The 22,398-nt window shown below is 68.1% G+C and carries 25 protein-coding genes; 11 read left to right on the top strand and 14 right to left on the bottom strand.

Translation table 11 applies throughout. The features are described 5' to 3' along the window. Positions 1 to 28 precede the first annotated feature (28 nt). Complete coding sequence (locus GQR91_RS10085) at positions 29 to 790, top strand: ZIP family metal transporter (RefSeq protein WP_149681848.1); 762 nt, start codon at positions 29 to 31, stop codon at positions 788 to 790. Between the two features lie 151 nt (positions 791 to 941). On the opposite strand, the gene GQR91_RS10080 is transcribed toward GQR91_RS10085, so the two are convergent. Further along, complete coding sequence (locus GQR91_RS10080) at positions 942 to 1,100, bottom strand: hypothetical protein (protein WP_160146750.1); 159 nt, start codon at positions 1,098 to 1,100, stop codon at positions 942 to 944. 104 nt (positions 1,101 to 1,204) lie between these two features. Between GQR91_RS10080 and proB the strand changes: the two genes are divergently transcribed. From proB to lptG, 7 genes are all read left to right on the top strand, one after another. Then, the gene (gene proB, locus GQR91_RS10075; protein ID WP_149681849.1) at positions 1,205 to 2,308 is read left to right on the top strand and encodes a glutamate 5-kinase; all 1,104 of its coding nucleotides are present in this window, start codon (positions 1,205 to 1,207) and stop codon (positions 2,306 to 2,308) included. After that, positions 2,305 to 3,201, top strand: a complete 897-nt coding sequence (locus tag GQR91_RS10070; protein WP_149681850.1) for an NAD-dependent epimerase/dehydratase family protein — start codon at positions 2,305 to 2,307, stop codon at positions 3,199 to 3,201. The genes proB and GQR91_RS10070 overlap by 4 nt, the downstream gene beginning before the upstream one ends. A gap of 55 nt (positions 3,202 to 3,256) precedes the next feature. After that, a complete protein-coding gene (locus GQR91_RS10065; RefSeq protein WP_149681851.1) occupies positions 3,257 to 3,502 on the top strand; it encodes an acyl carrier protein in 246 nt (81 codons plus the stop codon). Positions 3,503 to 3,579: 77 nt separating this feature from the next. Beyond that, on the top strand, positions 3,580 to 4,842 hold the full coding sequence (gene spt / locus GQR91_RS10060; RefSeq protein ID WP_149681852.1) for a serine palmitoyltransferase: 1,263 nt from the start codon (positions 3,580 to 3,582) through the stop codon (positions 4,840 to 4,842). A gap of 121 nt (positions 4,843 to 4,963) precedes the next feature. Beyond that, a complete protein-coding gene (locus GQR91_RS10055) occupies positions 4,964 to 6,835 on the top strand; it encodes an ATP-binding protein (RefSeq protein WP_235903966.1) in 1,872 nt (623 codons plus the stop codon). Between the two features lie 85 nt (positions 6,836 to 6,920). After that, positions 6,921 to 8,144, top strand: a complete 1,224-nt coding sequence (gene lptF / locus GQR91_RS10050; RefSeq protein WP_174236606.1) for an LPS export ABC transporter permease LptF — start codon at positions 6,921 to 6,923, stop codon at positions 8,142 to 8,144. Then, complete coding sequence (gene lptG / locus GQR91_RS10045; protein WP_149681854.1) at positions 8,141 to 9,238, top strand: LPS export ABC transporter permease LptG; 1,098 nt, start codon at positions 8,141 to 8,143, stop codon at positions 9,236 to 9,238. The genes lptF and lptG overlap by 4 nt, the downstream gene beginning before the upstream one ends. A 292-nt stretch (positions 9,239 to 9,530) precedes the next feature. Here the strand turns inward: lptG and GQR91_RS10040 are convergent, their stop codons facing one another. Then, a complete protein-coding gene (locus GQR91_RS10040; protein WP_149681855.1) occupies positions 9,531 to 10,628 on the bottom strand; it encodes a fatty acid desaturase family protein in 1,098 nt (365 codons plus the stop codon). Between the two features lie 141 nt (positions 10,629 to 10,769). Here GQR91_RS10040 and GQR91_RS10035 point away from each other — a divergent pair, with 141 nt between their 5' ends. Further along, positions 10,770 to 11,924 (top strand): N-acetyltransferase, encoded by a 1,155-nt coding sequence (locus GQR91_RS10035; RefSeq protein WP_149681856.1) that lies wholly within the window; start codon positions 10,770 to 10,772, stop codon positions 11,922 to 11,924. Positions 11,925 to 11,937: 13 nt separating this feature from the next. Here GQR91_RS10035 and GQR91_RS10030 read toward each other — a convergent pair whose 3' ends face one another. The 9 genes from GQR91_RS10030 to GQR91_RS09990 all read right to left on the bottom strand — a co-directional run bounded on the left by GQR91_RS10030 (position 11,938) and on the right by GQR91_RS09990 (position 19,927). After that, positions 11,938 to 12,177, bottom strand: a complete 240-nt coding sequence (locus tag GQR91_RS10030) for a hypothetical protein (protein WP_149681857.1) — start codon at positions 12,175 to 12,177, stop codon at positions 11,938 to 11,940. Continuing rightward, positions 12,174 to 12,443, bottom strand: a complete 270-nt coding sequence (locus GQR91_RS10025) for a hypothetical protein (RefSeq protein WP_149681858.1) — start codon at positions 12,441 to 12,443, stop codon at positions 12,174 to 12,176. The genes GQR91_RS10030 and GQR91_RS10025 overlap by 4 nt, the downstream gene beginning before the upstream one ends. Before the next feature lie 166 nt (positions 12,444 to 12,609). Further along, positions 12,610 to 13,380: a transporter gene (locus GQR91_RS10020; RefSeq protein ID WP_112383471.1), complete on the bottom strand. Its 771-nt coding sequence runs from the start codon at positions 13,378 to 13,380 to the stop codon at positions 12,610 to 12,612. Then, positions 13,380 to 14,150 carry an exodeoxyribonuclease III gene (gene xth, locus GQR91_RS10015; protein ID WP_149681859.1) on the bottom strand — a complete coding sequence of 257 codons (771 nt, stop codon included), beginning with the start codon at positions 14,148 to 14,150 and terminating at the stop codon, positions 13,380 to 13,382. The genes GQR91_RS10020 and xth overlap by 1 nt, the downstream gene beginning before the upstream one ends. A gap of 10 nt (positions 14,151 to 14,160) precedes the next feature. Continuing rightward, positions 14,161 to 14,499, bottom strand: coding sequence for an iron-sulfur cluster insertion protein ErpA (erpA, locus tag GQR91_RS10010; RefSeq protein ID WP_149681860.1), 339 nt, complete (start codon positions 14,497 to 14,499; stop codon positions 14,161 to 14,163). 205 nt (positions 14,500 to 14,704) lie between these two features. Beyond that, entirely contained in the window at positions 14,705 to 15,886 is a 1,182-nt protein-coding gene (locus GQR91_RS10005; RefSeq protein ID WP_149681861.1) for a M23 family metallopeptidase, read from the bottom strand. Between the two features lie 116 nt (positions 15,887 to 16,002). Continuing rightward, positions 16,003 to 16,803: a ferritin-like domain-containing protein gene (locus GQR91_RS10000; protein ID WP_268878314.1), complete on the bottom strand. Its 801-nt coding sequence runs from the start codon at positions 16,801 to 16,803 to the stop codon at positions 16,003 to 16,005. Next, positions 16,800 to 17,255, bottom strand: coding sequence for a peroxiredoxin (locus GQR91_RS09995; protein ID WP_375781559.1), 456 nt, complete (start codon positions 17,253 to 17,255; stop codon positions 16,800 to 16,802). The genes GQR91_RS10000 and GQR91_RS09995 overlap by 4 nt, the downstream gene beginning before the upstream one ends. Then, complete coding sequence (locus GQR91_RS09990) at positions 17,252 to 19,927, bottom strand: bifunctional [glutamine synthetase] adenylyltransferase/[glutamine synthetase]-adenylyl-L-tyrosine phosphorylase (RefSeq protein ID WP_149681862.1); 2,676 nt, start codon at positions 19,925 to 19,927, stop codon at positions 17,252 to 17,254. Before GQR91_RS09990 ends, GQR91_RS09995 begins: the two co-directional genes overlap by 4 nt. A gap of 93 nt (positions 19,928 to 20,020) precedes the next feature. On the opposite strand from GQR91_RS09990, the gene GQR91_RS09985 reads away from it, so the two are divergent. Continuing rightward, positions 20,021 to 20,176: a hypothetical protein gene (locus GQR91_RS09985; RefSeq protein ID WP_160146751.1), complete on the top strand. Its 156-nt coding sequence runs from the start codon at positions 20,021 to 20,023 to the stop codon at positions 20,174 to 20,176. A gap of 54 nt (positions 20,177 to 20,230) precedes the next feature. On the opposite strand, the gene GQR91_RS09980 is transcribed toward GQR91_RS09985, so the two are convergent. From GQR91_RS09980 to GQR91_RS09975, 3 genes are all read right to left on the bottom strand, one after another. Continuing rightward, on the bottom strand, positions 20,231 to 20,869 hold the full coding sequence (locus GQR91_RS09980; protein ID WP_112383465.1) for a sigma-70 family RNA polymerase sigma factor: 639 nt from the start codon (positions 20,867 to 20,869) through the stop codon (positions 20,231 to 20,233). 98 nt (positions 20,870 to 20,967) lie between these two features. Continuing rightward, positions 20,968 to 21,105 (bottom strand): hypothetical protein, encoded by a 138-nt coding sequence (locus GQR91_RS19125; RefSeq protein ID WP_162844014.1) that lies wholly within the window; start codon positions 21,103 to 21,105, stop codon positions 20,968 to 20,970. 41 nt (positions 21,106 to 21,146) lie between these two features. Next, entirely contained in the window at positions 21,147 to 21,947 is an 801-nt protein-coding gene (locus tag GQR91_RS09975) for a response regulator (RefSeq protein ID WP_112383464.1), read from the bottom strand. A 270-nt stretch (positions 21,948 to 22,217) separates the two neighbouring features. On the opposite strand from GQR91_RS09975, the gene GQR91_RS19535 reads away from it, so the two are divergent. Next, the gene (locus GQR91_RS19535; RefSeq protein WP_112383545.1) at positions 22,218 to 22,397 is read left to right on the top strand and encodes a NepR family anti-sigma factor; all 180 of its coding nucleotides are present in this window, start codon (positions 22,218 to 22,220) and stop codon (positions 22,395 to 22,397) included. Position 22,398 lies beyond the last annotated feature (1 nt).

Genomic DNA, 22,398 nt, shown 5'->3' with positions numbered 1-22,398 from the left:
CCACCCGGTCAGGCATGGGGAAACGTAGATGCATCAGGTTGCAACGGCCGGTCTTTGGGGGTTGGTCGGCGGATCGGCGCTGATCCTCGGCGCGGCCATTCCCTATCTCGTCACCCTGCCACAGCGCATGATCGCCGCGATCATGGCCATCGGCTCGGGCGTGCTGATCTCGGCCGTCGCCTTCGACCTGATGGACGAGGCCTATGCACAGGGCGGGTTCGATTCCACCGCTGCGGGTTTCGTAGGCGGCGCCGCGGTCTACACCCTCGCCAACATCATCGTATCGCGACAAGGCGCGCGTCATCGCAAGCGTTCGGGCAGCAACCCTCAGGAGAAGCAGCCCGATGCCGGCGCCAATTCCGGCCTCGCCATCGCGATCGGCGCGCTGCTCGACGGGATCCCCGAATCGGTGGTCATCGGTACCAGCCTGCTCAGCGGCGGCGGGGTCAGCGCGGTGATGGTCGCCGCGGTGTTCCTGTCCAACGTTCCCGAGGGGCTGGCGAGTGCGGCGGGGATGAAGCGGTCGGGCCGGTCACCGACCTATGTCTTTGGCGTATGGATCGGCATCGCGCTCGCCTCGGGCCTCGCCGCGATGATCGGCAATGCCGCGCTGGCCGGGGCTGCGCCGGACATCCTCGCGGCCGTCACCGCCGTCGCCGCGGGCGCGATCCTGGCGATGCTGGTCGATACCATGATCCCCGAAGCGACCGAATCGACGCACGACTATTCGGGCATGATCGCCGTGATCGGCTTTCTGGCCGCCTTCATCCTCACCAAGCTCGGGGGCTGAGCGCCGGCGCCGGGCCAAAAAAAAGGCCGGTCCGCAGACCAGCCGTGAAAGTTTTTAGGAGAGGATGCCTGAAAGGCCCGCTCCTTGTGCAGCGCAGCATGCTATCTCGCAAGTGCATTGATTTCATGCGCGATTGCACGCCCTGCAATCGTCAGGCATTGGACGCATAGGCGTACATCAGTCCGAATGCGATCAGCATCGCGAAGATCATATAGGCCGCCATCGACGGCGCGATGATGCGCGATGCCTTCTTGCCCTTGGAATTGTCGCCCGCGCCCTCGGGAACATGCGCCATCATCGTCTCCTGCATGAATGAACCGTGCCAACCGAACGCGCGAACGCGGCGAAGGATACCGCCCCTTCGTCCGGGGCATGCATTGGCACCCCCCGCCAACCGCGCTAACGCCGTCCGCCATGGCGCTGTTTCCTCCCTCCTCCTGCACGCGGCTGGTCGTGAAGATCGGCTCGGCGCTGCTTGTCGCCCCCGATGGTGCGGTGCGGCGTGAATGGCTCGCCAGCCTTGTTGCCGACCTTGCCGAACGTCACCGCGCCGGCCAGCAGGTCGCGATCGTGTCCTCGGGCGCCATCGCGCTCGGTGCGCGCCGCCTGGGGCTGCCCAAGGGCGGCCGCGCCAGCCTGGAGGATGCGCAGGCCGCCGCCGCGACCGGCCAGATCGCGCTCAGCCAGACCTGGGCCGAACTGCTCGGCGATCAGGGCATCACGGCGGCGCAGATGCTGGTCACGCTCGACGATCTGGAACATCGCCGCCGCTACCTGAACGCCGCCGCCACGCTGGGCCGGCTGCTCGGCCTCGGCATCGTGCCCGTCATCAACGAGAATGACAGCGTCGCCACCGAGGAAATCCGCTTCGGCGACAATGACCGGCTTGCCGCGCGTATCGCGCAGGCGGCGGGTGCCGGCGGCGTCGTGCTGCTGTCCGATGTCGACGGCCTGTACGATGCCAATCCGCACACCAACCCCGCCGCGCGCCATATCGCACGGGTCGATGCGATCGATGCGGTCGCCGGCATGGCGGATGCCGGCTCGGCCTCCGGCATGGGGTCGGGCGGCATGGTGTCCAAGATCGCGGCGGCGCGCATCGCCACCAGCGCGGGCGCCCATCTCGCCATCGCCAGCGGCCGCATCGATCACCCGCTCGCCACCGAGGCGCGCCATACCCTGTTCGTCGCCGCCCATGCCGCGCCCGCCCGCAAGGCATGGCTGGCCGGCGGGCTCACCGCGCGCGGTGCGATCCATGTCGATGCCGGCGCCGCCCGCGCGCTGGCGGGGGGCGGCAGCCTGCTGGCCGCGGGCGCGGTGCGGGTGGAGGGGCGCTTCGACCGCGGCGACCTCGTCACGATCGAGGGGCCGGGGGGCACGATCGCGCGCGGCCTGTCCGAATATGACGCCGCCGACGCCGCCCGCCTGCTCGGCCGGCGTTCGGACGAGCAGGCCACGATCCTCGGCTATGCGCCGCGCGCCGCGCTGGTCCACCGCAACCATCTGGCGCTGCTGTGATCCTCGGCGTTACCGGCGCCACCGGCTTTGTCGGCCGCGTCGTGGTGGAACAGGCGCTTGGCCGCGGCCACCGGGTCCGCGCCCTCACCCGCCGTCCGCAACCGCCGCAGGACGGCGTGACCTGGGTGGAGGGCGCGCTCGACCGCCCCGACACGCTGGCGACGCTGGCTGGCGGCGCGGATGCCGTTCTCCACATCGCCGGCGTCGTCAACGCGCCCGATCGCGCGGGCTTCGCGGCCGGCAATATCGACGGCACCGCCGCGATGCTCGCCGCCGCGCGCGCCGCCGGCGTCGCCCGCTTCGTCCATGTCTCCTCGCTCTCCGCACGCGAGCCGCAACTGTCCAACTATGGCTGGTCCAAGCGCGAGGCGGAGACGCTCGTGGAGGAAAGCGACCGGGACTGGACGATCGTCCGCCCCACCGGCGTCTATGGCCCCGGCGATACCGAGATGCGCGACATGTTCCGCCTGGCGCGGCGCGGCCTCGCCCTGCTGCCGCCACCCGGTCGCCTGTCGCTGGTCGCGGTGGAGGATCTCGCTCGCCTGATCGTGGCACTCGGGCTCACCCCCGGCCCGCCTGCGGTGCTGGAGGTGGATGACGGCGCCGTGCTGACCCATGCCGATCTCGCCCGGCTGATCGGCCGCGCGGTCGGCACCCGCGTGCTGCCGATGCACCTGCCGGCCGCGCTGCTGCGCCTCGGCGCGCGGCTCGACCGCCGTTTCCGCGGTGCGGGCGCTAAGCTGACCCCCGACCGGGTCGGCTATCTCTGCCATCCCGACTGGACCGCCGACCCCGCCCGGCGCCCCGATCCGTCGCTCTGGACGCCCGCCATCGCCACCGCCGACGGGCTCGCGGCCACCGCCCGGTGGTATCGCGACGCCGGTTTGCTATAGGCCGCCGGAAAGACGCCGCATTTGGATGCCATGCGGCTTCCGCGAAAGGATCATCATGAGCGACCGCCAGACCATCTTCGACACCGTCGCCGCCCAGATCGCCCCCTTCAACAAGAAGGGCGTGGCGCTGAGCGAGACGACCACCTTCCAGGGCGAACTCGAATGGGACAGCCTGACCGTGATGGATTTCGTCGCCGCGATCGAGGACGAATTCGACATCATCATCACCATGAACATGCAGGCGGAGATCGAAACCGTCGGCCAGCTCGTCGATGCCGTCGTCAAGCTGAAGCAGGACTGATCGCCCCGCGCCCGCCCGGTTCCGGCGGGCGCGAACGTCCCCGATTGCGGAAACCCCGATTGCGGAAACCTTGTGACATGACCGAAGCCGCCGCCCAGCCCCACGCCCTCCCCGCCGATCCCGCCCCGGTCGCTCCCGACCGCGACCTGATGTCGAAATTCGACGGCCTGATCGCCGAGCGCCGGGCGCTGCTCGATTCCGGGGTCACCGATCCGTTCGCGATCGTCATGGAACAGGTGAAGTCGCCGACCGAGGCGGTGATCGAGGGCCGCGACACCATCCTGCTCGGCACCTACAATTATATGGGCATGACCTTCGACCCGGACGTCATCGCCGCCGGCCATGCCGCGCTCGACCGGTTCGGCTCGGGCACCAACGGCAGCCGGATGCTGAACGGCACCTTCCAGGACCATATGGAGGTCGAACAGGCGCTGCGCGACTTTTACGGCACGACCGGCGCGATCGTCTTCTCGACCGGCTATATGGCCAATCTCGGCATGATCTCGACGCTCGCCGGCAAGGGCGACTACGTCATCCTCGACGCGGACAGCCATGCGTCGATCTATGACGGCTGCAAGCAGGGCGTCGCCGAAATCGTCCGCTTCCGCCACAATTCGGTCGAGGACCTCGACAAGCGGCTCGGTCGCCTGCCCAAGGACGCGGGCAAGCTGGTCGTGCTGGAGGGCGTCTATTCGATGCTCGGCGACATCGCTCCGCTGAAGGAGATGGTCGCGGTCGCCAGGAAGCACGGCGCGATGGTGCTGTCCGACGAGGCGCATTCGATGGGCTTCTACGGCCCCAACGGGCGCGGTGTGTACGAGGCGCAAGGGTGCGAGGGCGATGTCGACTTCATCGTCGGCACCTTCTCCAAATCGGTCGGCACGGTGGGCGGTTTCTGCGTGTCGAACCACCCGAAATTCGAAGCGATCCGATTGGCTTGCCGCCCGTATATCTTTACCGCCTCGCTCCCTCCCTCGGTCGTCGCCACCGCCGCCGCCTCGATCCGCAAGCTGGCCACCGCCACCGCCAAACGCGCGCAACTCTGGACCAACGCCCGCACGCTCCACGCCGGCCTCCGCCAGCTCGGCTTCCGCCTCGGCACCGAACAGGCCGACAGCGCCATCATCGCGGTCATCCTGGAGGACCAGCAGCAGGCCGCCATGATGTGGCAAGCGCTCCTCCACGCCGGCCTCTACGTCAATCTTGCCCGCCCCCCCGCCACCCCCGCCGGCACCTTCCTGCTCCGCTGCTCGCTCTGCGCCGAACACACCCCCGCCCAGATCGAACGCGTGCTGGGCATGTTCGCCGATGCGGGCCGGGCCGTGGGCGTCATCGCCTAAGCCTTTCGCCCGCTTCCCTCGCACCACCGACTGCGATAGCTTCCCTTCCGTGGAGCGGACCGAAGCCGAATCCGTCGGCCGCGAGGGCGGCACGACCTGGCGCACCATCGCGCTCGTCGTCATGGGGCTGGCCGGCGCGGTGACGCTGGTGATGCTGATCGTCACGCTCGGCCACGCCAATCGCCAGCGCGACCGCGCGCTGGACCTGCAACAGCATTCCTATGACGTGATGATCCTGGCGCGCACGCTGGCGGGCACGATCGCCCGGTCGGAGGCGTCGCTGGGTCGCTACGTGATTTCCGGCGACCGCCAGCTTGGCCAGCTTTATTTCGACGAATGGACGCTGGCCCGGTCGCAGATCGACCGCCTCGAACACATCACTTACGACAATCCGCAGCAGCGCCCGCTGATCGACCGCCTGCGCGACGCCTATGACACGCGCGGCGAGGAACTGTCCGCCATCGCGCTCGCCACCACCTACAACAAGAACAGCCTGGCCTATGCCCGCTATTATCAGGCGCGGCAGGCTAGCTCGCTGGCACAGATCACCGGCACGCTCGACGGCATCATCCGCTCCGAACGCGCGCTGCTTGCCGAGCGGGCGGCGGACGCCAGCGGGTCGGTGGCGCGGTCGAGTCGGATCGCGGGGGGTTTGGCAGGGTTCGGCATCCTGATCGTTGCGGGGGCCATCGTGCTGGGTTGGATGACGGTGCAGGCGGTGGGCGAGCGGGCGGCGGCGCGGGCGGATGCGGAGGCGGCGCGGGCACGGGCCGAGGAATTGGCCATGGCAGTGGACGAGGCGACGGCCGAGCTGAAGGTGCAGGAGGCCAAGCTGCGCCAGGCGCAGAAGATGGATGCGGTGGGCCAGTTGACCGGCGGCATCGCACATGATTTCAACAACATGCTCGCCGTCGTTCTGGGAGGGCTCGAACTCGCCCGCCGCGCCGCGCCGGGCGACCATGCCGCCCTTCAGCGCCATATCGACAGCGCGACGGAGGGCGCGAACCGCGCCGCCGCGCTCACCCGCCAGCTGCTCGCCTTCAGCCGCGAGGAGTCGCTGAAGCCGCAGGCGATCCTGCCTGCCGCGCTGGTCGCCGGCATGACCGATCTGCTCGACCGGACGCTTGGCGACGCGATCGAGCTGATCGTCGACGATCGCACCACCGGCTGGCGCGTCCATGCCGATCGCGTGCAACTGGAAAACGCCATTCTGAACCTGGCGGTCAACGCCCGCGACGCGATGGAGGGCCGCGGCATCCTGACCATCACCAGTGGCGAGATCACGCTCGCCGAGGGGGCGGTGGGCCAGTGCGTCGCCGGCGACTATGCCGTGCTGTCGGTGACCGACACCGGCAGCGGCATGCCCCCCGAAGTGGCCGAGCGCGTGTTCGAACCCTTCTTCACCACCAAACCCGTCGGCAAGGGCACCGGCCTTGGCCTCAGCCAGATCTTCGGCCTTGTCGGCCAGCTGGGCGGCGATGTCGCGCTGCGCACCGCGCCCGGCGCGGGCACCACCGTCACCCTGTACCTGCCGCGCGACCGCAGCGCGGCGCCCGCCGCCGTGCCGGTCGAGCCGGCCGCCCCCGCCCCCATGCCCCCCGCCGCGCTGTCGGTGCTGGTGGTCGAGGATGATCCCCGCGTGCTGGCCGCCACGATGGGCGCGCTGGAGGAACTGGGCCACCACGCCCTGCCCTGCGACGATCCGCTGGCAGCGCCGGCGATGCTGGCCGCCAACCCGGACATCCAGCTCGTCATCTCCGACGTGCTGATGCCGCGCCAGACTGGCCCGGAAATGATCGCCGGTCTGGCCGGCCGCTTCCCCGACCTTGCCGTCCTGTTCGTCACGGGGTTCGCGGGCGAGGCGAATGCGGCGGTGTTCGGCGACCATGAGCTGCTCCGCAAGCCCTTCACCCTGGCCGGGCTGGAGCGCGGCATCGCCGCCGCCATGGCGCGCGCGGCGCACCGCCTGCCCTCCTCCATCGCGGCGGAGTGACGGGCGCGCAGAATTGGGGCTGACGCGCGAGCCTCGCGTTCGTATAGCCGAACTCCCCGCCCGCCCGAGCACCCTTAGCCACCGCATGAAATCCATCGACCGCTATATGGCCCGGCTGATCGCGTTGCCGCTGTTCGCGACGCTGGTCATCGCCGCGATGCTGCTGGTGCTGGACCGCATCCGCCGCCTGTTCGACTTCGTCGCGACGCAGGGCGGACCGATCAGCGTGGTGTGGCGCATGCTGGCCAATCTGCTGCCCGAATATCTGGGACTGGGCATTCCGATCGGGCTGATGCTGGGCATCCTGCTCGCCTTTCGCCGGCTCGCCACCTCGTCGGAGCTGGACGTGATGCGCGGCGTCGGTATGAGCTACACCCGGCTGCTGCGCGTACCCTATCTGTATGCGATCGTGCTGGCCGCGCTCAACCTGGCGATCGTCGGCTATGTGCAGCCGATCGCCCGTTATTATTACGAAGGGCTGCGCTACGAACTGCGCACCGGCGCGCTCGGCGCCTCGATCAAGGTGGGCGAGTTCACCCATCTGGGCGACCGCATGACGCTCCGCATCGAGGAAAGCCGCGACAAGGGTCGCGACCTGTCCGGCATCTTCGTTCATGCGCAGACCGGCAAGGGCGACTGGATCGGCGTCACCGCGGAGCGTGGCCGCTTTCTTGCCACCGACGATCCCAACGTCATCATCTTCCGCCTGACCAACGGCACGCTGATCCACGACCGGCAAAGCTTTCGCGCGCCGCGCGTGCTGACCTTCTCCAGCCACGACCTGCCGATCGACCTGCCCAAGTTCGAGAATTTCCGCCAGCGCGGCGGCCGCGACCTGGAGTTTACCCTGCCCGAACTCGCCCGTCACGGGCAGGAGGCACAGTCGGAGGAAGCGCGCGACGGCAGCCGTGCCGAATTCCACTTCCGGCTGGTCGAGGTGGTGACGATGTTCCTGCTGCCGCTGCTTGCGGTGGCGCTGGGTATTCCGCCGAAGCGATCCACCTCCGCACTCGGCGTCTTCCTGTCGATCGTGATGCTCGTCACCTATCACAAGGTGAACCAGTATGCCGCGGACATCGGCGCGCTGGGCCGTGTCGATCCCCTGATCGCGCTATGGGGCCCGTTCGCGATCTTCGCAGGCATCGTCGTCTGGATGTACTACGTCACCGCCTATGTCCCCGGCGGCCAGCCGATCGGCATCCTGGAGCGCAGCTTCGCCAAGCTGGCCAAACTGTTCACCCGCTGGCTGCCGGGGCCGCGCCGCCGCGCCCGCGAGATGCGCGCGCGTGAAGCGGAGACCAAGGCATGAGGCTGTCCGCCATCTTCCCGTCGCGCACCATCGCCATCTACATGGGCAAGCTGTTCCTGGTCCGCACCTTTGCGATCATGGCGGCACTCGTGCTGGTCCTCCAGGCGCTCGACCTGTTGTCCGAATCGGGCAACATCCTGGCGGTGCCGGGCAATGGCGACGGCGAGGTGTGGCGCTACGTCTCGCTGCGCGCGCCGCAGATCATCTCCTTCGTGCTGCCCTTTTCGGTGCTGCTCGGCACCATCCTGACGCTGATCACGATGAACCAGAATTCGGAGGTCATCGCGCTGAAGGCGGGCGGCCTGTCCGCGCATCAGGTGCTGGCGCCGCTGCTGCTCGCCAGTGCCGGGGTCGCGGTGATCAGCTTCGCGTTCAACGACCGCATCACCCCGCGCGCGACCGCCACGCTCAACGCCTGGCAAAAGGTCGATTACGGCCCGTTGCCGATCGACAGCGGCGACCGCTCCAACGTCTGGGTGCGCGACGGCGACGACCTGTTGCAGGTCGACCTGATCCGCGGCCGCGGCGCCGCGACGCAGCTTGGCGGCGTCACCCTGTACGACCGCACCGGCGGCTCGCTGCGCAGCATCGTGCGTGCACCGCGCGGCCAGCGCGAGAACAATGCCTGGCGGATCGGCCCCGGCACCCGCTTCGACGTGGCGAGCGGTCAGGTCACCCGCTTCGCATCCATGGTCGTCGGCAACGGCGTCACCCCCGAACAACTGACACTGGCCGGCGTCGACGCCGACAGCCTGTCGTTCCGTGGCCTGTCGGAGGCGATCGACGACCTTCAGAAAGCCGGCCGCCCCACCAAGGCGCTGGAGGGGTCGTTGTGGCACAAGCTGTCCGGTCCGCTCTCCGCCGTGCTGATGCCGCTGCTCGGCGCCGTCGCCGCGTTCGGCGTCGCGCGCTCGGGCAAGCTGTTCGTCCGCGCGATCATCGGCATGGCGCTGGGCTTTGCTTATTTCGTCGCCGACAATTTTGCGCTGGCGATGGGTAATCTCGGCGCCTACCCGCCCTTTCTCGCTGCCTGGGCGCCGTTTCTGCTGTTCTTGCTGATCGGCGAAGCGGTGTTGATCCGCACCGAGGAATAGCGGCTAGCCGTGTGAGCCTGTCTGCAGGTCGTTGGCGCACGGCAACATGTCTCTCGATACGCCGTCTCGATACGCAGCTTCGCTGCTACTCGACGGCTACTCGAGACGAACGGAGATAAGCTGACCGGCGTAATTGATCCAAACTATCCGTTCGTCTCGAGTAGGCATCGAGTAGTGGCGCCAAGCCACGTATCGAGATGCCGTATCGAGAGACAGGCCGCCGCCGGAACCAGCATAAAAAAGGGGAGCGGCACCGCCACTCCCCCCGATCAATCCTGCACCGCGACCGCGTTCAGCGGCGAACCGTCATCGTACTGCGCACGATCTTGTCCACCAGTCCCGGCAGTCCCTTGTAGCTCGCCTTGTGATAGGGCGATCCCGGCTCCAGCGCGGCGGTCACCCGGCGGTGCGCCTCGCCCAGATTATGATAGGGCACACCCGGCAACAGGTGATGCAGCGCGTGATAGCGCAGGCCGACCGGCGCCCAGAGCGCGGGCAGCAGCGCCGGCGGCGGCACGTTGACCGAGTCGAGATACTGCGCGGTCACCGTCATCGCCTCGCCGTCATTCTCCCACAGATGCGCGACCAGCGTGCGGACCTGGTTCACCACCGCCACGCCCGATCCGATCGCCATAGCGATCAGGAAGCCGCGCAGCGGGATCGTGCCGGTGGCCACCATGGTGACGATCGCGATCGCCCAGATGCTGGCCGCGGTCTCGACGCGGTTCCACATCCGCGCCGCCTCACCCTCAGGCATGCGGCGGCGAAACTGCGGGTTGATCGCCAAGGCCGAGTAGCGCTCGACCACGACGCGGCGGAAGCCGGGGATCACCAGCGACAGGGGCGACAGGATCGCGAAACGGATCAGCAGGCCGAGCGGCGCGAGCGCGGACACCAGGATGAACACCGGCAGCGTCCACGGCTTCATCAGTGCCAGCGGCAGATATTCCGGATCCTCGACCGTGCCATAGCGCGTCTTGGCATGGTGCAGGTTGTGGACCCCCTCATACATGAAAGAGGGGGTCAGCATCGGCACGCCGACCAGCGCGTTCCAGCCACCGCGAAAGCGCGGCAGCGCGGCGTGCTTCATGTGGCTGATCTCGTGGATGAAGCTGAGCGCGCGGTAGAGCGCCAGCATCGACACCACGCCCGCCGCGATCGCCAGCGCGGTCGAGCCGGCCGTCACCGCCACCGCCAGCGCGCCATAGCCGATCACCACCGAGGCGATCAGGTCGGCCCAATAGACGCCGGCGCGCGGCGCGATCAGGTCGCGCGTCAACTCCGCCGCGGTCCGCAGCATCGTCTTGTCGTCCGCGATACGGTGCAGCGGCACCTTGGTCGCAGCGGCACCGCCTGCGGTGCTCCGGGCAAGGGAAATCGTGGTGTCCATGACCTTTTCCATTGCCACGAGATAGTGGCGGGACCGTGGCATTTACAGCGCCGCGCCGCGGGCGGGCCGGCGGAATCCTCACTCGCTATGATCGACGGATGCGTTTAGGAGGCGCGACACTTATCGATTGCGGGAACGACCATGGCCGACACGTTGACGATCCGACCGGTGCTGACGCAGCGCGACCGCAAGGCGTTCGTCGACCTGCCCTTCCGCCTGTATGCCGACGATCCCAACTGGGTACCGCCGCTAAAAGGCGAGGCGCTGGGCCTGATCACCCCTGAGAAGAACGGCTGGTACAGCCATGCCAAGGCACAGCTTTTCCTGGCCGAGGAGCGGGGGCGCGTGGTGGGGCGCATTTCCGCGCATATCGATACGCTGGCGCTGACCATGCCCGCCGAACAGGGCTTCGGTCCCGGAATCGGCCAATGGGGCCTGATGGATGCCGAGCGGCAGGATGTTTTCCAGGCGCTGCTGGCGGCGGCGGAAGGCTGGCTGCGCGAGCAGGGCATGACCCGGGCGATGGGGCCGGTGTCGCAATCGATCTGGGAAGAACCCGGCCTGCTGGTCGATGGCTATGACCATGCGCCCACGATCATGATGGGCCATGCCAAGCCCGAATATCGCGGCTGGATCGAGGGCGCGGGCTACACCACGATCAAGCAGCTCTTCACCTACGAACTGGACATCACCCAGGAATTTCCGCCCATCGTGAAGCGGATCATCCAGTCGGGCGAGAAGAACCCGCGCATCCGCGTGCGCGAGGTGAACAAGGCCCGGTTCGAGGAAGAGGCCGCGATCATCCTCGACATCCTGAACGATGCCTGGGCGGACAATTGGGGCTTCGTCCCCCTCACCCCGCCCGAGATCAAGGATGTCGGCGTCAAGCTGAAGCCGATCGTGTTCAACGACCTGATCCGCATCGCCGAGCTGGACGGCAAGCCCGTCGCCTTCATGATCACGCTGCCCGACCTGAACGAGGCGATCAAGCCGCTGAACGGCAGCCTGCTGCCCTTCGGCTGGGCCAAGCTGCTGCTGTGGCTGCGCAGACCGCAGGTGCGCACGATGCGCGTGCCCCTGATGGGCGTGCGCAAGGATCTGCAGTCCTCGCGCATGGCCAGCCAGCTGGCCTTCATGATGATCGAATATATCCGCCGCGCCTCGGTCACCAAATACGGCGCCAGCCGGGGCGAGATCGGCTGGATCCTTGATGACAATCAGGGGATGCGCTCGATCGCCGAGACGATCCAGAGCCGCGTCAACAAGACCTACAACGTCTACGCGCGCGACCTGTAAACGGGCGTGCCGGTCAGCGCGTGACCGGCATCAACCCTTGCAGGGTCCATTGCCGCATCGTGCGGCACACCGGCCGTTCGCCCCGCGCTTGGCGATAGCAATAGCGTTGCTGGCCGCGGGCGGGCTCCTCGGGCGCGGCCAGGGCGGCGGCCATCACCCGGGCGTCGATCCGCTCCGGCCTGGCCGCGGTAGCCGCGGTGCCGGCCGTTACGGCCAGCACCACCGCCACCATGCGCCATGCCCCGCGGGTCACTTCGCTTCCAGCGGATCGAAGCCGCGGGCCAGCCAGTCCGAACGGGTGCGGCATTCCTTGCGCGAGATCCGCGACCCGGTGACCGTGTCCTTGATGCAATAGCGCAGCGTGTCGGCGCGCTCGGTGCGAGCCGTACCGCGCTCGGGGCTGGCAGCGGCGGTGGCGGCAGCGGCGGCGGGTGCCTTCACCACCGGCGCGTCCTTGGCGGCAACGGCCACCGGCGCGGTCAGGGCGATGGCAACGGCGATCAGCTTGGCTTGGAACATGATGGTCACTCCCTTGAACACCGGGGCGGCGCCCCGATGTCCCAGGCAGTGCAGCAACCGTGCCAGTTCGCTAACACAGCGGAAATCCGCCGTTTCTGCAAAAAAGGCCGAATTCGCGCTCGCCAAGTGATGGTTCGGCCCGCCAATTCGTGGCAAAATCGGCCGATCAGAAGTGGCGCGCGACCCCGCAATAGAAGCGCGCCGCCGGTGCGCCGCCGGTCAGGCCAAACACCGATCCGACGTCGAACTGCACCTCGTCGCTCGGCTGCCATGCCACCGCAAGGCCTGCCACCGCCTGCCGCGAGGGCTCGACCGGGTCGTCGTCCCGCCGCCACTGCACCTCGCCGACCAGTTCCCAGGCGTCCGACACGTCATATTCCAGACCGATGACGCTGCCATAGGCCAGATGGCGGCCGGCACCGTCCTCGTCCGCAGCCGCATCGATCTCCGGCATCAACTCGAACTGGAGCGCATCGGACAGGTCGTAGGTCATCGGCACCATCAACCCCGCCGACCATGTGCCGGCGCCCACCGGCGCCCGCCCGACGGGCAGGGTCACGATCGGCTCCACCGCGATGGCAAAGCCATGCCCGTCCGGATTGCGCAGGTTGCGCTTATATTCCAGCGTGACGTCGCCGACCCGGTCGGCACGCCCGCCCCCGGCCCCGCGCTCGCGCACATGGCCGAATGGGGTCCAGCCGACCGCGACCTCGCTCGACGCGTCCAGCCCCAGCCGCACCAGCGTATCGCCGAACAGCCAGGTGTCCGCATCGCTCCCCCGCTCCCAATCGGCCAGCGCGACCTCCACCATCACCGATCCCGGATCGACGGTGCAGGCCGGCGAACTGAGCCCCGGCCGATCGGGGCACAGATCGCGCTGCGCCTGGGCCACGCCCGGCAGGGCGACCAGCAGCGCCGCCATCAGCAACGGGCGCATCAGCGCAGCGTCACCCAAGTGGGGGCATGGTCGCTGGCCTTTTCACGCCCCCGATACGCCTTGTCGACGCCGGCATCGACCAGCCGGTCGGCGGCCTGCGGGCTGAGCAGCAGATGATCGATCCGGAACCCGGCGTCGCGCGCCCATGCCCCCGCCTGATAATCCCAGAAGGTCCACACCCCGCCCTTGGGCGCACGGGTGCGCAACGCATCGGTCCAGCCCTGCGCCAGCAACCGGCGATAGGCCGCCCGGCTCTCCGGCTGCATCAACGCATCCTCGGCCATGGCGCGCACGGAGAAGGTGTCGTCGTCGTTCGGGATGACATTGTAATCCCCCGCCAGCACAGCAGGGACTTCCTCGGCCAGCAACACCTTCGCGCGCGCCGCCAACCGCTCCATCCAGCGCAGCTTGTAATCGAATTTGGGCCCCGGCCGCGGATTGCCGTTGGGCAGGTACAGGGCAGCGACCACCAACCCGTCCACATCGCATTCCAGATAGCGGCTCTGCTCGTCCTCGTCCTCGCCCGCCAGCCCGCGCTGCCGCTCGACCGGCGTGGCACCCTTTGCCAGCACCGCGACGCCGTTCCAGCTTTTCTGCCCATGCCACACCGCGCCGTATCCGGCCGCTTCGATGTCGCTCAGCGGGAAGGTCTCGTCGCTCGCCTTCAATTCCTGAAGGCAGACGATATCGGGCTGTTCCTCGGTCAGATACTCGATCAGCCGCGGCAACCGCGCCTTGATGCCGTTGACGTTATAGGTGACGATTTTCACGGACAACCGATCAGACGGAGAAGCTGGTGCCGCAACCGCAGCCCGAGGCCGCGTTGGGATTGGTCACCCGGAACGCCGCGCCGCCCAGCGACTCGACATAATCGACCTGCGCCCCGCGCACGAGGTCCAGGCTGATGCTGTCCACCACCAGGCGCACGCCATCGGTCTCGGTCACCGTATCGTCGCTGTCCGCCATGTCGGCGAACCCGAACTTGTACTGGAACCCCGAACAGCCCCCGCCCTCGACGGACAGGCGCAGGATGGCGGGCTTGTTCTGCTTGGCCGCGATGGCCGCGACGCGCGCGGCGGCGGCCTGGGTCAGCCCGATGGCGGATACTGCACTGGTCATGGCCGGGAGATAGGCGCCTCGCGCCCCCCCGGCAATGGCGTCACCGCTAGGCGGTCATTTGAAAAACTCGCGGAAAAGCGAGTTTTTGGGACGGTGCCGGCCCACTCCCCCACCCGGCCATCCACGAAGTATCCTTGATGGGTGGCCGGGTGGGGGAGCGGGCCGGCACCGCGAAACGCGCATCAGCGCGTTTTCAAAAGGCGCTTCAATCCTGCGCGGCAGGGCCGTCGGTGGAAACCGGGATCTGGTGAACACTGTGATCCTGCGAGGCGAGCAGGTAATCGGCGGTGGTCAGGAACGGCACCGGGTTCACCGCATGACCGTCCATGCGCACTTCATAATGGAGGTGCGGGCCGGTGGAACGCCCGGTCGAACCCATCAGCGCGATCAGCTGGCCGCGGTGAACGCGCGCGCCGTCGGTGACCAGGATCTTGGACAGGTGGCCATAGCGCGTCGCGATGCCCTTGCCGTGATTGATCTCGACCAGATTGCCGTAGCCGCCGCGACGGTCGGCATGGGAGACGATGCCGTCGGCGGTGGCATAGATCGGGGTGCCGACGGGACCGGGAATGTCGACGCCGGCATGCATCGCCGCGGTGCCACGGAACGGGTCGGAACGGATGCCGAAGTTGCTGGTGAACTGCAGATTGGCGACCGGCTGGACCGAGGGGATCGCGATCGTCCCCTGCTGCAGGCCGTCCATCTTCTTCCAGCTCTGGAACAGCGTCCGGAACTGCTGGTCGGCATGCAGGTCGGCGGCGGCCTCGGCACTGTTCGCCGGGATATATTCGCCGCCCATCGCCGCGCCTTTGGCCGGCACGCTGCGCTTGGCGACACGCTCGGGCTTCAGGCCCAGCTTGCGGATGGCCGCGCTGGTGTCGGCATAGCGGCGATCGAGCATCGCCTGCGCCGGCACGGCAAGCGCCGCCTGCCGCGTCTCGACCTTGGTCAGCGGCGCCAGCACATGCGCCTCGACGCCGTCCTTGGCCGCCGGCACCGGCAGCGTCGCGGCGGCGAGCTCCTTGTTGTAACCCTCGCCGGTCATCACCGCGGTCAACAGCGCCTGGCGCTGCTCGACACGCTGGGCGTGGACCTGGGCGGTTTCGCGGATCGCGGCGACCCGCGCCTGCATGCGCGCGATCTGCGACTCCATCTGCGCAATCTGCGCGGTGTTGTCATGATGGGCGACCGCGCCGGTCGCCGCCATCGCGCCGTAACCCGACAGGCTCAGCACCATCGCGCCGGCGGTGGCGACGCCGAACTGCGCACGACCGTGCAGGCGGAAACGGCGAACCGAGCGACCATCGTGGAACAGGATGTTGCGGGTGACGAACAGACCGCGGAGGCGGGTTGCAAGCCGAGCGGCCGATACCGGAAAGCTAATCATCGAACCCCGACAAGCTGCGTCATCCCGCGGCAAGGTCCCACGGAACGACTTCGTGCATCCAACGCTGTTTCGCAGCCCCACCGCGCCCCAGACGCGCAAAGGTTTGCCGTGGAACGTCAGTTCTGGGCAAGAGGCGCGTAGAAGTCTCGCGTCAGACCGGCTGACTCGCGCGCCGAGTCGTTGAACGGAGGCTTCAGCGAACCCCGGAAATAGCGGCGCACCAGCGCCTGCCAGTGCGGTGCCGGGTCGATATCCTGTTCAGCGCTCACATAACCGAACCATTTCGCACCGAATCCGACGTGGCGGATCTCGTCGGTATAGATGCGGTTCAGAATGCGCGCGGAGGCGGTGTCGCCCGCCGCCTCGAACCGCGCCACCGTTTCCGGGGTCACGTCCAGGCCGCGCGCTTCCAGTACCATCGGCACCACCGCCAGCCGCGCCATGGCATCATGGGCAGTCGCCTCGGCCGCTTCCCACAAACCGGCATGGGCGGGCAATGCCCCGTACGGCGTACCCAGCCGGCGCAGACGTCGATCCAATATGGCGAAATGCATCGCCTCGTCCGCGCCGACCGATATCCAGTCATCGGCGAAGCGGCGTGGAAACTGCGCGCCGAAGCGCGCGGCCATGTCGAACGCCAGGTCGATGGCGGAAAACTCGATATGCGCGAGCGCGTGGAGCAGCGCGGTTCGGCCGCGCTCCGATCCGCCCCGCCCGCGTTTGGGCATGCGGTTGGGGGGCAGCAATTCGGGCCGCTCGGGCCGCGCCGGCACATCGGGCAGGCCCACGTCGAACCGGTGTTCCAGCGCCCCGCGCCGCCAGCGCCGCGCGGTTTCCCGCGCCATCCGCACCTTGGCCATGGGGTCCGCAGTGTTCAGCACCGCCGCACAGGCCGCGCCCAGGCTCGTCGCGTTCACAGGCCTTGCACCGCCTCCAGCACCGCCTCGGCATGGCCCGGCACCTTGCGCCACGCGCGCACCAGCCGGCCGTCGCGCCCGAACAGGAAGGTGGCACGCTCGATCCCCATATAGGTTTTGCCGTACAGCATCTTCTCGCCCCACGTCCCGAACGCGTCGCACACGGCGCCGCTCTCGTCGCTGAGCAGCCGAACCGACAGGTCGTGTTTCGCCGCGAACTTCGCATGTCTGGCCGCGCTGTCCTTCGACACGCCGACCACGCTTGCCCCCGCCGCCGCGAACTGCGCGCTCAAGGCACTGAAATCCAGGGCCTCGCGCGTACATCCCGGCGTGTCGTCCTTGGGATAGAAATACACCACCGCGGGCAGCGGCAGGCTGACCAGCGACACGGCCGTGCCGTCCGCCGCGACGGCGCTCACCGCCGGCATCGCCTCGCCCTCGACCATTGTCATGCCTTGCTCTCTCCACCCTGCCAGACGCGGGCGACCTCCTGCCGGGTCGTCTCCAGCATGGCAACCACCGCCGCCCAGTCCGCCACCCCCAGCGCACGCGCGATCAGCGTCTGCGTCGCCGGGGCCGGCGGCTGCCCGTCGGGCGCCAGCAGCCGCAGCGCGACCAGCGCACGCGTCAACCGGTCATGCGCCTCGCGCATCCCCGCCGGCAGCACCCCCGCCTCCACCAGCGCCGCGATCGCTTGCCCCAGATGCGGGTCGAACCCGACCCGGTGGATCAACTGCGCCCGGTGCACCGCGAATTCCAGATCGACCAGACCGCCGGGCGACAGCTTCACGTCCAGCAGCCCCGATGGCGGCTTGTGGCGCATCATCTCGGCGCGCATCTCCTCCGCCTCGCCGGCGATGTCGCGCGCCGGCCGCTCGCCGGCCAGCACCCGGTCGACGATCGCCTGCGTCGCCGCACGCGCCGCCGCCGACCCGTAGATGGGCCGGGCGCGGGTCAGCGCCATATGCTCCCAGGTCCATGCGTCCTCGCGCTGGTAGCGCGCGAAACTCTCCAGCGAGACGACCAGCGGCCCCTGCGTGCCCGATGGTCGCAGCCGGGTGTCGATCGGATAGAGCGGCCCCGCCGCGGTCGGTACCGACAGCGCCGCCGTCACCCGCTGCGCCAGCCGATTATAATAGAGCGTGGCGCCCAGCGGCTTTTCGCCATCGGACTCGCCGGCAAAGTCGCCGGTGAAGAGGTACACCAGGTCGAGGTCGGACGCATGGGTCAGCGCCGCGCCCCCCATGCGCCCCAGCGCCAGGATTACCAGCTCGCTGCCCGGCACGACGCCGTGCCGTACCGCAAACGCATCGACGGTCGCGCGCGCCAGTACCTCGACCGCGGCCTCGGCCACCCGCGCATAGCCTCCCGCCACCGCCAGCGGATCGGCCGCCCCCGCCACCACCTGCGCCCCCAGCGCAAACCGCATCTCCCCCACCAACTGCCGCACATGATCCAGCCGCCGTTGATAATCGTCCGCATCGCCGCCGCTCATCGCCGCGACCAGGCTTGGCACCGGACCCATCGGCTCGAACGCGGTGGCGTCGATCAGTCCGTCGAGCAGGGCCGGCCGCCGGGTCAGGTCGGTCGCCAGCGGCTGCGCATGGCTCAGAATCGCGATCAACAGCGTCGCCAGTCCCGGCCGCGCCTCCAGCAGGCGGAAGATGTTGATCGCGCTCGGCATATGCTCGAACAGCGCATCCAGCCGGATCATCGCGTCCGCCGGATCGGGTGCGGCGCCCAGCGTCTCGACCAGCGTCGGCAGCACCGCCTCCAGCGCGTCGCGCGCCGCCGGACTGCGCAGCGCGGCATAACTGCCCCCGCGCCACGCCGCGATCCGCCGCGCCGCACCGTCCGCATCGGCAAAGCCCATCGTCGCCAGCCGCTCGGCCAGCCCCGCCCCCTCGCCCGGCAGGCCGACACCCTCGCGGCCATCGTCCAGCGCATCATAGGTCCGCCCGACCCGCGTCACATGCGGTGCCAGCAGATCGATCAGCGCCGCCCCGTTCTCCAGGCCATGCAAATGTGCGACCTGCTCCAGCCCGTCGCCGGTCGGCAGTTTATGCGTCTGCCGGTCGTCGATCATCTGCACCCGGTGCTCGATCGTGCGCAACAGGGTGTACGCTTCCCCGAACGCTGCCGCATCCCCTTCGTCGATCCGTCCCGCCGCCGCCAGCCGCGCCAGCGCCTCGCGCGTCGCCGGCGCCCGCAGATGCGCATCCCTCCCGCCATGGATCAACTGATGGATTTGCGCGAAAAATTCGATCTCGCGGATGCCGCCGCGCCCGCGTTTCAGATCGTATCCCGGTCCGAACGCCTGTCCCTGCGCATGGTGATCGCGGATGCGCCGCGTCAGATCGCGCACCTCGCGCACCGCACCGAAATCGAGCGTGCGGCGCCATACGAACGGCTTCACCGCCTCCAGGAACCGGCGGCCGAGCGCGATGTCGCCCGCCGCAGCGCGGGCGCGGATGAACGCGGCCCGCTCCCACGCCAGCGCCTGGCTTTCATAATAAGCGATCGCGCCGTTCACCGGCAGCGCGATGGGCGTCGCCTCGGGCGACGGGCGCAGTCGCAGGTCGACCCTCAGGACATAGCCGTCTCCGTCGCGGGCCTGCAAAATCTCCACCACGCGCTTGCCTATACGGACCGCCGCCTCTTCCGGCTCTTCCCGCGCCCGTCGCGGCAGCGTTTCCGGATCGAACAGGAAAATCGGATCGATGTCGGAGGAATAATTGAGTTCGCCGCTGCCCTGCTTGCCCAGCGCGATCGCGACGAAGCCTTGCGGTTCGGCATCCGGCACCCGCTCGGTGATTGCAGTGCGGATCGCGGCATCCAGGGCATGGTCGGCAAAACCGGTCAGGGCGCCGGTGACCTGACCGAGATCCAGGACCCCGGCCAGATCGCCCAGCGCGACCGTCAGGGCCAAGGCGCGCCGCTCCAGCCGGAGCCGCCGCCCGACCGGTTCGTCCGCACCGCGCCTGATGTCGAAGTCCAGCCGTCCGTCAAAGGCCTCGGCCGTGCGCTCCGGCTCGCGCTCCATCAGCATGGCGAGAAAGGGCGAATGCGCGCGCGCGCGCGCGGCAGCTTCGGCAATGGCGGCATGCTCGATGCGGTTCGTCATTCCTCGTCCCATGCAATTGTGCCTCTTGACATCCGGCAGGAAACTTGCGCCGCATCCGACCGTTCAGTCGGTATGGCACCGCAAGCATCCGGAATGAAGCAGGGTAACGGCATCATCGTCGCACGGCCGCGGGTGACCGATGCGATCGGTGCGGCGCTGCGCGATGCCTATACCGCGCTGCCGGCCCGGAACGATGACTTCATGGCGCTTCTGCGACAGCTCGACACCGCCACGACCCGCCCGAACTGAAAAAGGCCACCGCACGAATGTGCAGCGGCCCTTCCCGTCAACGATCTCGATCGATCAGCGTCCGCGGCTCAACTCGTCCACATCGCCCATGATCGAGTCCAGCGCGGTCTTGCTGCTGTCCGTTTCATGCTCGCGCCGCGACGGCAATGTTCCATCGCTAAGGATGGATTCCAGCGCGACGCGACCGCGCGCCACCCGGCTCTTGATCGTGCCCACCGCGACGTTGCAGATTTCGGCGGCTTCCTCATAGGCGAAGCCACCCGCGCCGACCAGGATCAGTGCCTCGCGCTGGGGTTGCGGCAGGTGCATCAACGCGCGTTGCATGTCGCCCAGTTCGACGTGGCGATCCTGACTGGCCGGTGCCGCCAAGATACGGTCCGCCACCAGATCGTCCCACTCGCCCTTGAAGCGTGCGCGGCGCATCTGCGACAGATACAGGTTGCGCAGGATGATGAAGGTCCAGGCGCGCATGTTCGTGCCTGCCTGGAAACGCTTGCGCGCCGCCCAGGCCTTCAGCAGCGTTTCCTGCACCAGATCGTCGGCCAAATCGCGGCTGCCGGACAAGGATCGCCCGAACGCACGCAGATGCGGGATGACTCGCGCAAGTTCCGCCTTGAACTCGGAATCAGGTAGAGCAACGTGCTCGACCGGCGCGTCGCCTGGGAAATCGTCCCGCGGCTGGGGCTGGGTCATGGAAATCCGATCATCCGAAGGCGCTCGCGGTCGAACGCCCTCGCTACATAAGGAACCGGCTGGCCGAATGCCAGCGTCGTGCGTGCAGGCGACGGAGGTCAGCGCATCACCAGAAAGGCGAAGATGACAATTACCAGCACGAGCGAGACGGGCAGGATATACCGCGTCATATGCGGTGTGCTTCCTGCCCGAGCGCGCTCGCCATCGACATGCATGGGTTCGTTCGGATCAGCCATGCACCGTCAACGCACCAACATCGTTTTGGGTCCGTAATCGTTTAAATTGCCGGAACCGTGCTTTCGTCGAAGAACAGCGCCTGGCTGATCGCCGCCTTCACCGTGGACCGCTGGAACGGCTTGGTGATGAGGAAGGTCGGCTCCGGACGCTCGCCGGTCAGCAAACGTTCCGGGAAAGCGGTGATGAAGATCACCGGCACCTCGAACTCGGCCAGGATATCCTTGACCGCATCGATGCCCGAGCTGTCATCGGCAAGCTGGATGTCGGCCAGCACCAGACCGGGGCGATCCTCCATCGCCAGCGCGACGGCCTCGTCGCGGGTCACCGCAACGCCGGTCACCTCATGGCCCAGGTCACGCACGATCGTCTCGATATCCATCGCGATGATCGGCTCGTCCTCGATGATCAGGACGCGCGCACGCGTCTGCTTCTCGATCTCGGCCAGCGCCTCGGCGACCAGCTTCTCGACTTCACTGGGATCGACGTCGATCAGATAGGCCGCGTCTTCGGGGGTGAAGCCTTCCATCGCCGTCAGCAGCAGCGCTTGACGCGACAGGGGCGTCATGCGCGCCAGGCGGGCACGGGCCACGGCCTCTCCGCCATCGGCGCTGCCGGTGTCGATGTCGAGTTCGTCATAGTTCGCCGACGACCAGATCCCCTGGAACATCCGATACAGGCCGAGACGGGGATCGACGTCCCGCGGAAACTGGTCAGGCGCGGCGACGATCGCTTCCAGCGTGGCGCGGACATATTTGTCGCCATGGCTCTGGCTGCCGGTCAGGGCCCGGCCATAGCGCCGCAGGAAAGGAAGATGGGGCGCGAGTTGCTGTCCAAGCGACATGGGTATTCGGTACTCCCTGACGTGATCGCGGGCCTCTCATGTGTCCGGGGGCCCGCCGGTTTTCAATCCCGTTCGTCGAAATCGCCGTCGGACGCCGGATGAACCCTACGCCTCGCGGAATTTTCGCGTTGCGGCTGGAACCATCGACATCCAATTTGGTTTCCTCGCGTTATCAACTATGGCTCGCACACGTCGCGGAAGCACGGCGAGAACCGTTATCGCAGCGTCTGTTGCCCAAGTCCTTGGGTCGTGCAGGGGGAATTTTTGAGTTTGGGCACCGAGACGAAGAAGACCACGCCGTCCAGCAAACCGGGCCAGCCTGGCGATTCAGGCCAGCAGGGTGCGGACAAGGACCGGGACATGGGTGGCGCGTTGCGCTCGGTGTACCAGAAGGCGGTCGATGAAAAAATTCCGGACGAGATGCTTGATCTCTTGAGCAAGCTCGACTGAA

Source organism: Sphingomonas carotinifaciens (genome assembly GCF_009789535.1).
In the GTDB taxonomy this organism is placed as follows: domain Bacteria; phylum Pseudomonadota; class Alphaproteobacteria; order Sphingomonadales; family Sphingomonadaceae; genus Sphingomonas; species Sphingomonas carotinifaciens.
This window is presented reverse-complemented; position numbering and strand designations above follow the sequence as displayed.